13 protein-coding genes are annotated in these 12,737 nt (G+C 66.8%); 5 read left to right on the plus strand and 8 right to left on the minus strand.

Annotated features, from left to right (window positions below; all coding sequences use genetic code 11):
* Positions 1-55 precede the first annotated feature (55 nt).
* The 5 genes from hemC to ppa all read left to right on the plus strand — a co-directional run bounded on the left by hemC (position 56) and on the right by ppa (position 4,925).
* Positions 56-1,039, plus strand: a complete 984-nt coding sequence (gene hemC / locus AC56LU_RS18825; RefSeq protein ID WP_497177217.1) for a hydroxymethylbilane synthase — start codon at positions 56-58, stop codon at positions 1,037-1,039.
* On the plus strand, positions 1,032-1,799 hold the full coding sequence (locus tag AC56LU_RS18830) for a uroporphyrinogen-III synthase (protein ID WP_497177141.1): 768 nt from the start codon (positions 1,032-1,034) through the stop codon (positions 1,797-1,799). Before hemC ends, AC56LU_RS18830 begins: the two co-directional genes overlap by 8 nt.
* Before the next feature lie 2 nt (positions 1,800-1,801).
* A complete protein-coding gene (locus tag AC56LU_RS18835) occupies positions 1,802-2,914 on the plus strand; it encodes a uroporphyrinogen-III C-methyltransferase (protein ID WP_497177142.1) in 1,113 nt (370 codons plus the stop codon).
* Position 2,915: 1 nt separating this feature from the next.
* Positions 2,916-4,112 (plus strand): heme biosynthesis HemY N-terminal domain-containing protein, encoded by a 1,197-nt coding sequence (locus AC56LU_RS18840; RefSeq protein ID WP_497177143.1) that lies wholly within the window; start codon positions 2,916-2,918, stop codon positions 4,110-4,112.
* A gap of 273 nt (positions 4,113-4,385) precedes the next feature.
* Positions 4,386-4,925: an inorganic diphosphatase gene (ppa, locus tag AC56LU_RS18845; RefSeq protein WP_497177144.1), complete on the plus strand. Its 540-nt coding sequence runs from the start codon at positions 4,386-4,388 to the stop codon at positions 4,923-4,925.
* A gap of 92 nt (positions 4,926-5,017) precedes the next feature.
* Here ppa and AC56LU_RS18850 read toward each other — a convergent pair whose 3' ends face one another.
* From AC56LU_RS18850 to AC56LU_RS18885, 8 genes are all read right to left on the minus strand, one after another.
* The gene (locus AC56LU_RS18850; protein WP_497177145.1) at positions 5,018-6,481 is read right to left on the minus strand and encodes a PA domain-containing protein; all 1,464 of its coding nucleotides are present in this window, start codon (positions 6,479-6,481) and stop codon (positions 5,018-5,020) included.
* Positions 6,468-6,926, minus strand: a complete 459-nt coding sequence (locus AC56LU_RS18855; protein ID WP_497177146.1) for a post-PEP-CTERM-1 domain-containing protein — start codon at positions 6,924-6,926, stop codon at positions 6,468-6,470. The genes AC56LU_RS18850 and AC56LU_RS18855 overlap by 14 nt, the downstream gene beginning before the upstream one ends.
* Before the next feature lie 16 nt (positions 6,927-6,942).
* Entirely contained in the window at positions 6,943-7,626 is a 684-nt protein-coding gene (locus tag AC56LU_RS18860; protein WP_497177147.1) for a choice-of-anchor J domain-containing protein, read from the minus strand.
* 236 nt (positions 7,627-7,862) lie between these two features.
* Positions 7,863-8,942, minus strand: a complete 1,080-nt coding sequence (locus AC56LU_RS18865) for a branched-chain amino acid ABC transporter permease (protein WP_497177148.1) — start codon at positions 8,940-8,942, stop codon at positions 7,863-7,865.
* A gap of 6 nt (positions 8,943-8,948) precedes the next feature.
* Positions 8,949-9,989 (minus strand): branched-chain amino acid ABC transporter permease, encoded by a 1,041-nt coding sequence (locus AC56LU_RS18870; protein WP_497177149.1) that lies wholly within the window; start codon positions 9,987-9,989, stop codon positions 8,949-8,951.
* 13 nt (positions 9,990-10,002) lie between these two features.
* A complete protein-coding gene (locus AC56LU_RS18875) occupies positions 10,003-10,728 on the minus strand; it encodes an ABC transporter ATP-binding protein (protein ID WP_497177150.1) in 726 nt (241 codons plus the stop codon).
* Positions 10,721-11,530 (minus strand): ABC transporter ATP-binding protein, encoded by an 810-nt coding sequence (locus AC56LU_RS18880; RefSeq protein WP_497177151.1) that lies wholly within the window; start codon positions 11,528-11,530, stop codon positions 10,721-10,723. Before AC56LU_RS18880 ends, AC56LU_RS18875 begins: the two co-directional genes overlap by 8 nt.
* Before the next feature lies 1 nt (position 11,531).
* A complete protein-coding gene (locus tag AC56LU_RS18885) occupies positions 11,532-12,734 on the minus strand; it encodes a substrate-binding domain-containing protein (protein ID WP_497177152.1) in 1,203 nt (400 codons plus the stop codon).
* Positions 12,735-12,737: the final 3 nt, after the last annotated feature.

Genomic DNA, 12,737 nt, shown 5'->3' on the forward strand with positions numbered 1-12,737 from the left:
AGTGAAAGAATCCGTGTTGAATGTACCTGAATCGGCGCAGGAAGCGCCCGCGAAGCTGACGCCTGCAAAGCTCATTATCGCATCCCGCGAAAGTCGCCTCGCCATGTGGCAGGCGGAACATGTGCGCGCCCGTCTCGCTGCATTATATCCGCAGTGCAGCGTCGAAATTCTTGGAATGACCACGCGTGGCGACCAGATCCTCGACCGTACCCTGTCGAAGGTCGGCGGCAAGGGCCTGTTCGTCAAGGAGCTCGAGGTGGCGATGGCCGAAGGCCGCGCCGACCTGGCGGTGCACTCGCTCAAGGACGTGCCGATGGAGCTGCCCGAAGGCTTCGAGCTGGCGGCCGTGCTCGAGCGCGAGGACCCGCGCGACGCCTTTGTCTCGAACGACCATGCCAGCCTTGACGCATTGCCGCCGGGCGCGGTCGTCGGCACCAGCAGCCTGCGCCGCCAGGCCCTGATCGCGGCGCGCTACCCGCACCTGGTGATCAAGCCGCTGCGCGGCAACCTCGATACCCGCCTGGGCAAGCTGGACCGCGGCGAGTATGCCGCCATCATCCTGGCCGCGGCCGGCCTCAAGCGATTGGGCCTGCCCGAGCGCATCCGCGCCTTGCTCGAACCGGAAGACAGCCTGCCCGCAGCCGGGCAGGGCGCGATGGCGATCGAGATCCTGGGCGCCCCCCGCAGCGACGGCGTCGATCTGCGCGCGCTCCTGGGCCCGCTGAACCACGACGCCACCGCGCGCGCCGTGGCGGCCGAGCGCAAGGTCTCGAAGATCTTCGGCGGCAGCTGCCAGATCCCGCTGGCGGCCTTCGCCACGGTGGACGGGTCCACCATGCGCCTGCGCGCGATGGTCGCTACCCCCGACGGCCTGCGCAAGGCGCAGGCCGAGGTGGCGGGCTCGTGGGAGCATCCGGAGTTCCTCGGCGAGCAGGTGGCTATCCTGCTGGAAGACCAGGACGCTCACGCGATCCTGGAGGCGTGCAAGCAGGAAGCCGCCGCTGCCGACGCTTCCGCCGTTCCAGGCCAGGATGCCTGAGCGGGCAGTCGTCATCACCCGGCCGCGCGCCCAGGCCGACGCGCTGGCGCAGGCCGTGCGTGCGCAGGGGCGGCGCGCGGTGGTGCTGCCGCTGCTCGAGATCGCGCCGCTCGACGATTGCTCGCTACTACGCGCCGCGCTGGCCGACTTGCCGTCGTATGCCCTGGTGGCCTTCGTGTCGCCGAACGCGGTCGATGCCGCGTTCGCCCACCTGGACGGCTGGCCGGCCGGGGTGCCTGCCGCCGTGGTCGGGGAGGGCAGCCGGGCCGCGCTGGCCCGCCATGGCCTCACCGCCGGGAACGCCACTATCCATTGCCCGCCCGATGCGGCCAATAGCGACTCGGAACACCTGCTGGCCAGCCTCGACCTCGGCGCCTTCGCCGGACGGCGAGTCCTGATCGTGCGCGGCGAAAGCGGGCGCGAACTGATGGCCGATACGCTGCGCGCGGCCGGGGCGCTGGTCGACACGGTGGCGGCCTACCGCCGCAGCGTGCCGGCCTTGAGCGCGCCACTGGCTGCCGAGCTGTCCGCCTTGCTGGCAGGACCAAACGACTGGATAATCACGAGTTCGGAAGCGCTGCGCGGGCTTGCGGATCTGGTGCGGAAGCTCGATCCGGATGCCGGGATGGATCGCCTGCGCCAGCAACACCTGGTCGTCCCTCATGCGCGCATTGCCGAGACGGCGCGCGCGTTGGGATGCAACAGTATTACCCTGGCCGGTTCTGGCGACGCACGCCTACTTGCCGCGTTACAATCATAAGAATGAACGAACAGCCCAATCATCCAGACCAGATCCCGTCGTCCAGCGTGGCCGTGCAAAAGGCGCCGCTGCGGCCATCGAACGGCCTGTTCCAGGCGCTGCAGCGCCCGCTGCCGGTGGCAGTTGCCGTCCTCGCCCTACTGCTGGCGGTGCAGACCTGGACCTCGCATAGCCGCATCAATACGCTGCGTCGCGACATGGCGCAAAGCCTGCAGAAGGGCAATGCCGTCAATGCCGAGACCGCAGCGCTGGCGCGCGAAGTGTCGGACACGGCCAAGGAGCTGCAGATCAAGGTCGGCGTGCTGGAAAGCCGCCAGTCCGAGGCCCAGACCCAGCAGCTGGCCCTGGAACAGCTCTACCAGGACTTGTCGAAGAACCGCGACGAATGGGCGCTGAGCGAGGTCGAGCAGGTGCTCAGCACCGCCAGCCAGCAGCTGCAGCTGGCCGGCAACGTGCAGGGCGCCCTGATCGCGCTGCAGAATGCCGACCGTTCGCTGGGCCGCTCGGACAAGCCGCAGTTCCTGAACATCCGCCGCGCCATCGGCGCCGACATCGAGCGCCTGAAGGCCATGCCGGCGGTCGACCTGGCCGGCGTCGCACTGCGCCTGGACAACGTCATCGCCCAGGTGGATGCGCTGCCGATGTTGTCCGACGAAAAACCGCTGCTGCCGGCCGCGCCGGTGCGCAGCACCCGGAAGGCGGGCGGCGCTGCACCGCCGCCCGAAAACCTGAGCCTCGGCCAGCGCATGATCCAGACCTGGCGCAACTGGAGCCAGGAGATGTGGGACGACGTGCGCCAGCTGGTGCGGGTGCGCAGTGTGGAGACGCCGGAAGCGCTGATGCTGTCGCCGACCGAATCCTTCTTCGTGCGCGAAAACCTCAAGCTGCGCCTGCTGAACGCGCGCCTGGCGCTGCTGTCGCGTAACGAAACCGCCTTCCGCGACGACATCAACAGTGCGCAGGACATCCTGCTCAAGTATTTCGACACGCGCGCCCGCGCCACCCAGTCGGCGCAAGGCGGGCTGCGCCAGGTACAGGCCAACGACCTGACGATCGAAATGCCGACGCTGTCCGAGAGCCTGAACGCGGTGCGCAACTTCAAGGCGAAGCAATAAGATGCGGCTCCTCCTCTGGTTAGTCGCCCTGATGGCCGCAGCCATCGGCATCGCCGTGACGGCGCGCTTCAATCCGGGCAACGTGGTGCTGTTCTACCCGCCGCACCGGCTCGACATGTCGCTCAACCTGTTCGTGGTGTTGCTGGTGCTGTTGTTCGCGCTGGTCTACGTGCTGGTGCGGACACTGAAATCGACCCTCAGGATGCCCCAGCGCGTGGCCGCCTACCGCCAGCGCAAGCGCGAGCGCGAAGGCAACAAGGGCTTGCGCGACGCGCTCAAGGCCCTGTTCGAAGGCCGCTTCGGCCATGCCGAAAAGGCCGCCATGCGCGCCGCCGAGCTGCCCGAGAACGCCGGCCTGGCCGCGCTGATCGGCGCCCGGGCCGCGCACCGCATGCGCGAGCCGAGCCGGCGCGACGCCTGGCTGGCCGGCATTGCGCACGACAATTCGCTGAAGACCGCGCGCCTGATGACGGTGACCGAGCTGCTGGTCGACGACCACCAGCCGGAAGCCGCGCTCGAGGCTGTCGCCGAGCTCAACGCCAGCGGCCAGCGCCACATCCACGCGCTGCAATGGTCGATGAAGGCGCACCAGCAGGCGCGCAACTGGCCGGAGGTGCTGCGCCTGGTGCGCATCCTGGACAAGCGCAAGGCCCTGCATCCGGCCCTGTCGACGCGCCTGCGCGAGCTGTCCTACGAGGCGCTGCTGGGCGAGGAGGGCCACGACGCCGAATCGATCCGCCGCGTCTGGTCCGGCGTCCCGGCGGCCGATCGCCAGGTGCCCTATATCGCGGCGCACGCCGCCAGCGCCTTCAATGCGCGCGGCCTGCACGACGAGGCGCGCGCCATCGCCGAGGAAGCGCTCAAGGCGAACTGGGACGAGCGCGTGGTGCGCGCCTACCGCGAGGCGGCCGGTCCCGCCGGTTCCGCTTCGCTGCTGGCCCAGATCGAGCATTGCGAAGCCTGGCTCAAGGAACGTCCGCTGGACGCCGAGCTGGCGCTGACCCTGGGCTCGCTGTGCCTCAAGCAAAAGCTGTGGGGAAAGGCCCAGCGCTACCTGGAGCAGGCACTGTCGGACGCCACCGAGGCGCCGATGGTGCGCGAGGCGCACCTGAAGCTGGCCCAGATGCACGAGGCGCTAGGGCAGGAGCAGGAAGCGGCGAATCATTATCGTCAGTGCGCGCTGGCCAGCATTCTGTGAACTGGCGATGTTTTCGTAGGGTGGGCGGCTCGACCTGAGACGGTGCCATACCGCGCTGCCGATGCCGCCCACGCGGTGATCGTTGGCGGCTCCGATCGTGCGCACGATGATCATGCGGCTAACTATCACCGCGTGGGCGGCACGAAGGTGACGAATTCGCACCTTCCCGGTGAAGCCGCCCCCCCTACGGCCGCGTGGTTCTTACGCGCCATGCGCTTGCCGGTTTCGCTATAATGACGCACTTTATTGAAACTTCAGCAACCAAGGAATTCCATGAGCCTGAATAACGTCCCAGCCGGCAAAGACGTGCCGAACGACTTCAACGTCATCATCGAAATCCCGATGAACGCCGACCCGGTCAAGTACGAGGTCGACAAGGACAGCGGCGCGATCTTCGTCGACCGTTTCATGGGTACCGCCATGCACTATCCGTGCAACTACGGCTACGTGCCGCAGACCATCGCCGATGACGGCGATCCGTGCGACGTGCTGGTCATCACCCCGTTCCCGCTGCCGCCGGGCGTGGTGGTGCGCTGCCGCGCGCTGGGCGTGCTGAAGATGACCGACGATGGCGGCGGCGATGCCAAGGTCATCGCCGTGCCGGTCGAGAAGGTCCTGCCGATGTACAAGAAAATCCAGTCGCTGGAAGACGTGGAAGAGCTGCGCCTGCAGCAGATCCAGCACTTCTTCGAGCACTACAAGGACCTCGAGCCGGGCAAGTGGGTCAAGATCGAAGGCTGGGCCGACAAGGCTGCCGCCCAGGCCGAGATCACCAGCGGCGTCGAAGCGTTCAAGCGCAAGGGCCAGGAATAAGCTGCACGGCTTGCCTTGCAGGTGAAAAAAACCGGCGTCCCTCATGGGGACGCCGGTTTTTTTATCGGCTGCCGGTCTTCACCAGCCGCGCATTACCATCCGATATCGCGCAATAAGGGGAAGGTGAGGTCGCGCGGCGGCTTCACCTTGTGTTGCAGGTCGGCGTTGATGGACGGCTCCATCAGCTGGTTCGGCTTGGCCTCGGTGGTGTAGTGCGACACCGAGGACCCCGGCGAATGGATGCTGGGCGTGTACATCAGGATGCGCCGTTGCCGGTCGGTGCCCGCCAGCTGGGTGGTGTCGAGGCCGAAGCTGGCGATGACGCCCGACCGGGTGCGCGAGCGCTGCTGCAGCGCGGCCTTGATGGCGACGCCGTCCGACTGCGTGATGCGCAGCGCCGGAATCCTGATGCCCGGATCGCTGCCGCTCAGGCCGACGACGTCGCCGGCCACGTTGTCCACCACCAGCATGCCGATGGCGCCGGCTGCCTGTACATTGCGCGCCTTGGTGACGAAATCGCAGCTGCCGCGGTCTACCAGCGCGATGTTGTTGCGCACCGCCAGTGCGTTGTCGACGGTAAGCGAGGTGCAGGCCAGCCCGGTGCCGTTCGGCTGGTCGACGACCGGCATCAACTGGCCGCTCACGGGCGCCTTGCCGATTGGCGGACCGAAGCTGGCGTCGCCGACATAATAGTTGCCCCTGGCGGCGCCGGCATTGGCCCCGTCGATGTTCAAATTGCTGCGTGGACCCAGTACCTTCGGTACTGCGGCGGTCACGTTCGGGCCGTTCCAGGACAGGCCGCGCCAGGTGGTGGCCGAGATGCGGCGCTGGTCGTCGGTCATGGCTACCCAGGGCAGATTGGTGCGGTTGTTCACCAGGAAGTGGTCCCAGATCGAGGGTACACCGAAGAATTGCTCGCCGGTTTCGTCGTCGGTGAAGGTCTGGAAGCCGAGGCCGTGCGCCATTTCGTGCAGCAGCACCGTGACCAGGTCGATCTGACCGTTGGCGCGCCTGTCCAGGCCCAGGTAGAAGGGCGAGCCGGGCAGGCAGTCGGGGAACAGGCCGAGGCGCGAATTGAAGACCGCGATGATGTGCGGATCTTCCGGCGCCGTGAGGTCGGCGCCGGCCAGTTTGCTTGCCAGCGCCGCCGGGTACCAGGTGTTGGCGCGCGGGGCGTTCTCGAAATCGGTCCAGATCTCGTAGGCGCCGGCAGCGCCCAGCACCGCGCCGCTGGCGGTGCAGGACAGCGGCACGAAGGAGGCGCCGATGCGGATCGTCACGCTGCTGTCGAGCGTGGCGCCCCAGATATTGGCGGCGCGCTGGAATGCAATCAGGCGCTGCTCGCCCAGCGTGGCGCCGGTGTTGCCGCCCACCGGCGCCGCCGGCGTCGGGTCGTTGAAGCCTTCGCCGGGTGCGTTCTGGTTGACGATGACGATGTTGGCGGCGGCCTGGGCGCCGCCGGCGCCGCCCAATGCGGCAGCCAGCGCGCATGCCAGGGTGGCGGCGGTGCGGCGAAGCGAGCCGGTGAGCTTGGCGGTGAGCTTAGCGCTTATCATGCGGATGCTCCTCTGGCTTGGTGGAAGCGGGATGGGTGTGGCCTGGTTGCGGCGCGCCGTGGACCGCGCGTTCGGCCGCATGTTCGCCGTGGACACATTGCTCCGCAAGCTTGCCCTCGGCATCGCGGGTCACGACCGAATACACCATCTGGCGCTCGCCGAGCTGGACCGAACGGCGGCCGCCGGGGCCGATGATGATCCTGGGCGCGGGAGCGGCCTCGCGTGCCGCCGAGGCGTTGGTGCGCGGATGGAGGGCGCGCGCCTCGGCCGAGGTGGGCGCGCGCAGTTGGCCGGTCTCGGCATCGCGCACGACCACCATTCCCTGCTGGGAGGGGGAGGGGGAGGGAGCGGATTCGCGCTGGGCTTCCTGGGCGGCGGCGGTGGGTGACGCCAGCGCGGCCAGCGCCGCCACCGGGAGGAAGAACATCAATTTATTGCTGAACATGGCAATCTCCAGAAGGTCAAAGGGCGGGCCTGCCGGCACGGTTGCGCAGGCGCCGGGCGCGCGCACCGACCGCACCGAGGCCGGCCAGCAGCATCAGGTAGGTCGCCGGTTCCGGCACCGCAGTGACCACTTTGACGGTGTCGAGCCCGACGTAGTCGAGCATGGCGGCATTGCCCAGGTAGCGGAAAGCGAAGCGTCCTTCTCCTTGGACATCGAGACTCGTCGTCCATTGCGCCCACTGCGCGGGAAAAGTGCCATCGCCGCCGATGGTCAGCAGCAGGGTGTCGAAGCCGTCGGCGCTGGTGTTGCTGCCGTAGCTGAAGCGCACTTCGAGCTGGTCGAAGAAACCGGGGTCGGGGGCGCGGTTGGTGTAGAAGGACAGGCTGGTGAGTCCGTTCAGTGCAAGGGTGGGGGTGATCAGCCAGTTGTCCACCATGCCCATCCCGCCGGTGGCGCTGAGGTAGTTGACGCCGGCATACGAATTGGCTGCGCCCGACTGCGCCGGGAAGATGCCGGTATTGCCCTGGAACCAGCCGCCTCCGGGCGCCGAGCTGCGATTGACCTGCGCCCAGTCGGACAGGCCGGCCACGCTGTCGAAGCCTTCGTCGAGCACGACGACACCGGCCGCGTGGCTGGAGAGTGGCGCCCACGTGGCCGCTGCGACCAGGGCCGCGCCGGCAAGTGAGTTGAGTCGTTTCATTTTGCCCTCCAAGGTTGAGCCATAAGTGAATGGTGGACCGCTCGCGCTGGCTGACGACGAGGCCATATTGCTTTTATGGTATGAGCAAGGAGATAACGAACATTGATGTTCATTCAACGCGGGCGAGCCAGGGACGGGCCCGGCTCAATGGCGGGAAGGGAACCAAACGCGGAAAAACAAAACGGCCTCCGCGATGGAGGCCGTCGTGTACTGCGGATAGTTGCTGAGGCTATGCGTTATTTCTGCCGCGCCATGAAACTGCGCAAGCGCAGCTTGCCCACGATCCCGATCGGGAAGAAGTAGATGGACAGGATGAACAGCACCCCCAGCCACAGCATCCAGCGGTCCGGATGCAGCAGCGCCGCCAGCAGCGGCACGCCCGCCAGGGCTTCCGAGCCCGCGCCCATCAACCCCTGCAGGTAGTTCTGGGCGATGATGAACAGCGCCGCGCCGACCACCGCGCCGTACATCGTGCCCATGCCGCCGATGACGACGATCAGGAGGATGTCGGTCATCACCTTGAAGCCGAGCGAGGTGTCCGGGCCCACGTAGCGCAGCCACAGCGCCATCAGCGCGCCGGCCAGCGCCGCCACCAGGGCCGCCAGGCAGTTGGCCCAGATGCGGTAGGTCATCGTGCGGTAGCCCAGCGCCTCGGCGCGGAACTCGTTCTCGCGGATCGCCTGCAGCACCCGGCCGAAGGGCGAATTCACCAGCCGCAGCAGGAACAGGAACAGAACCAGGCAGCCGAAGAACACGAGGTAATAGGTGAGCAGCTTACCGTCGATCGCGCGCCCGAAGACCTCGCTTTCCATCACCGTGAAGCCCGGGGTCAGCACCTCGGGCACGCTGAAGGTGACCCCGTCTTCGCCGCCGGTGAAGTCGGACAGCTGCGAGGCCAGCACGGCAAACGACGAGGCCACGGCCAGCGTGATCATGGCGTAGAAGATGGCGCGCACGCGCAGGGCGAACAGGCCGACCACCAGGGCCAGCGCCAGCGCCAGCACCAGGGCGATGCCGAGGCCGCCCAGGGCCGCGCCCCAGGTCGGCTCATCGACGCGCGCCAGGCCGAGGCCGATGCCATAGGCGCCGATGCCGTAGAACATGGTGTGGGCGAAGGAAACGATGCCGGTATAGCCCAGCAGCAGGTCGTAGGAGGCCACCAGCACGATGTAGACGCAGATCGTGGCCGCGGTATTGAGCGGACGCGCGCCCGAGGTCAGGAAGGGCGCGAAGGCCAGTCCCAGCAGGATCAACAGCAGCACTGCGGACAGCAGGCGGCTGCGCGGCATGTCGCTTGATAGAAGTCGGTGCAGCATCTTGGTTCAACCCCGCATTTTCGAATACAGGCCGGCCGGGCGCCACAGCAGGATCGCGATCATCAGGATGATGTTCGAGACCAGTGCGACCTTCGGCGCCAGGTAACCGGCGTAATTGGTCACCAGCGCCATCAGGAGCGCGCCGATGAAGCAGCCGCCCACGGAACCGAGGCCGCCGATGATGATGACGATGAAGATCATGACCATGATCTCGCCGCCCATGGCTGCGTTGAGCGTCTCCTTGTACAGGCCCCACAGCACGCCGCCCAGGCCGGCCAGCGCCGAGCCGGCCGCGAACACGGTCACGAACAGGCGCTTGATGCGGTAGCCGAGGCTTTCCACCATCTCGCCGTTCTCGACGCCTGCGCGGATCAGCAGGCCGATCTTGGTGCGGTTCAGCGTCAGGAACATGCCCACGAAGACCGCCAGCCCGACCACCACCGCCACCAGGCGATACTTTTCCACCGCCGCGTCACCCAGGAATATCGCGCCGCGCAGCGCGGTCGGCAGCGGCAGCGCGATGGTCTCGGCGCCCCAGATAACGTGGATCAGCTGCTCGGCCACGATCATGCCGCCCATCGTGATCAGGATCTGCTTCAGGTGCTGTCCGTAGACCGGCATGATGATCACGCGCTCGAAAGCCCAGCCCATCAGGGCAGTGACCAGCATCGCCACCGTGATGGCGAGGGCCAGCACGCCCAGGTTGATCAGCAGCGAGTCCATCTCGAGCCAGCCCTGCATCGGCAGCAGCACCATGGTCGCGGAAAAGGCGCCGACCGAAACGAAGGCGCCGTGGCCGAAGTTCAGTACGCTCATCAGGCCGAACACGAGGGTCAGCCCGCTGGCCATGATGAAGATCATCATGCCCATCGCCAGGCCGGCGACGGTCAAGGTGACCCAGGTAGGGAAGCTGCCGACCAGGGGCAGCATGGCCAGCATCAGCACCGGCACCAGCAGCAGCGGCGCGATGTCGCGCGGTGCCTTCGGCAAGGGCGTGTTGTCCGGCAGCGGCGTGTCCTTGGCCGGGAGGGGGAGTGTTGCGCTCATATCGATCCCGTTCTTATTGGTGAGAGTCCAGCGACAGGCCGAGCAGGCGCTGCTGCAGTTCGTCGTCGTTCGCCAGTTGCGCCATCGACCCGGCGTGGACGACGCGTCCGTCGTCCATCACGCCCACCGTGTCGCCCAGCGAGCGGACGAAGTTGAAATTCTGCTCGACCAGCAGGATGCTGGTGCTGGTGTCCTTCAGCTCGCGGAAGGCCGCCATCAGGCTCTGGATGATGGCCGGGGCCAGGCCCTTGGTCGGCTCGTCCACCAGCAGCAGCTTGCGCGGCTCGACGATCGCGCGGGCGATCGCCACCATCTGCTTCTGGCCGCCCGACAGATTCCCGGCCGGGTAATTCCAGAATTTTTTCAGGGCCGGGAAGAAGCCGCAGATCCAGTCGACCCGGGCCTGGTCCAGCGGACCGTTGCGGGCGGCGAGGTAGAGGTTCTCGCGCACGGTCAGGTCAGAGAAAACAGCCATGCTTTCCGGGACATAGGCGATGCCCAGGCGGGCGATGTCCGGCGTGGCCATCCTGGTGATGTCGCGCCCGTCGAATACGATGCTGCCGGCGCTGGCCTTCCACAGGCCCATGATGGTGCGCAGCGTGGTGGTCTTGCCGGCGCCGTTACGGCCCAGCAGGACCGACAGTCCGCCGCGCGGCACGCTCAGGTCCACGCCCTGCAGGATGTGGTACTGGCCGATGTGGGTGTGCACGCCCTTGAGCGTCAGCAGAGGCTCAGACATGGGCGGCGTCGGCTGCGTGGGCTGGTTCGGGTGTTCCAAGATAGGCTTCCTGTACGATCTTCGATTGCATGACTTCCGCGGGCTTGCCGTCCGCGACCAGGGTGCCGTTGTGCAGCACGACGATGCGGTCGGCCAGCGCGCGCACCACGTCCATCTTGTGCTCGACCAGCAGCACGGTCTTGTTGCGCTCCGACTTGACCGCATGGATCAGGTCGAGCACCACCGGCACTTCGTCCACGCTCATGCCGGCGGTCGGCTCGTCGAACATCATGATGTCCGGTTCCAGCGCCAGCATGATCGCCACTTCCAGTTTGCGCTGGTCGCCGTGCGACAGCGTCGCGACATAAGCGTCGCGGCGCTTGACCAGGCCCACGCGCTCCAGGTAATGCTCGGCGCGCGCGATCAGTTCGCGGTGGCTCGACCAGATCGACAGGAAGTTCAGGCCCAGGCCGGCGCGGCTCTGCACCGCCAGGCGCACGTTCTCCGCCACGGTGAGATTCGGGAACAGGTTGGTCAGCTGGAACGCCCGGCCGATACCCAGGCGGGTGCGTTTCGCGGCGCCGGCACGGGTGATGTCCTGGCCCTTGACCAACACGCTGCCCGAGGTGGCAGGCAACTGGCCCGACACCAGGTTGAAGTAGGTGGTCTTGCCGGCCCCGTTTGGCCCGACGATGACGGTCAGGGTGCCGGGATAGAAGTCTGCCGTCACCGCGTTCACCGCGACATGGCCGCCGAAGCGGATGGTCAGGTCGCGGGTCGAGAGCGATGGCTGGACTGCAGGCTGGGATGCTTGCGGGCTCATGTCAGCGCTTGTTCCGCACCGGCAGCGGCAATTCGGAGGCAGGAATCTCGCGCACCAGTTCCAGCAGGTCCCACTCGTGTTTCTGGTCCTTCTTGATGCGGAAATGGTACATCGGCTGGATCGCCTGGTGGTCTTCCTTGCGGAAGCTCATTTGACCTTTTGGGGTCTGGAAGCTGAGGCCTTCCATCGCCGCCACCATGTCGTCGCCGTTCTTCGCATTGGGCGCCTTCGACAGGGCCGCATGCACCGCGCCGGCCGCCGCCATGCCGCCGGCGGTGAACATATCGGGCGGCATCTTGTAGCGCTTGGTGTGCTCCGCCACCAGCCAGTCGTTCATCTTGTTCTTCGGGAAATCGTAGTAGTAGTAGATGGTGCCCTGGGTGCCGGCGAAACTCTTCCAGGTCTTCATCACCGGCAGGATGTTGCCGCCCGGGGCCAGTGTGATGCCGAAGCGCTCCGGCTTCATGTCGGCGAGTTTGTTCATCGGATTGGGGCCGGCCCAGACGATCTGCAGCACGCGCGGCTGCGGTTTGTCCTTCAGCTTGTCGAACAGGCGCTGGGCCGGCGCGGTGAAGTCGGTGGCGGTGGCAGGCGCGTATTCCTCGTGCACCACCACCCCCTTGCTGCCGCTGGTTTTCAGGGCTTCCTTGGCCGCCTCGATGGCGTCGCGCCCGAATGCGTAGTCCTGCGCCAGGAAACCGACGCTGCCACTCCTGAAGGTGCTGGCTGCGGCAAGCGCGTCCTGCATCGAGCTGCGGGCGGTGCGGAAGATGTACTTGTTCCACTTTTCCTGGGTGATGGCGTCGGCCACGGCCGGCTCGACGATCAGCACCTTCTTGTATTCCTTCGCGACCGGCAGCATGGCGATCGCCGAGCCGGAGGAGGTGGTGCCGACCGCGATGTCGACCTTGTCGTCGCCGTAGGCCTCGGCCAGCAGGGTGCGGCCGAGCGACGGATTGGACTGGTCGTCCTTGACGATGACCTTGATCTTGCGGCCATTGATCTGCATGGTGCCCTTGGTAAGGTACTCGAGGCCCATCATGAAGCCGGTCTCGGTCTCCTTGGCGTAGGCCTCGAGCGGGCCGGTCTTGCCGGCGATGAGGGCGATCTTGAGATCCTTGCCCTGGGCGTATACCGCAGGTGCGGCGCTCGCCGCGAAGGCGGCCACGATGGCGATGGAAAGGGGTTTGATCAGGTGGTTCATGTC

It is taken from the genome of Telluria sp. PB2R4 (assembly GCF_059685695.1).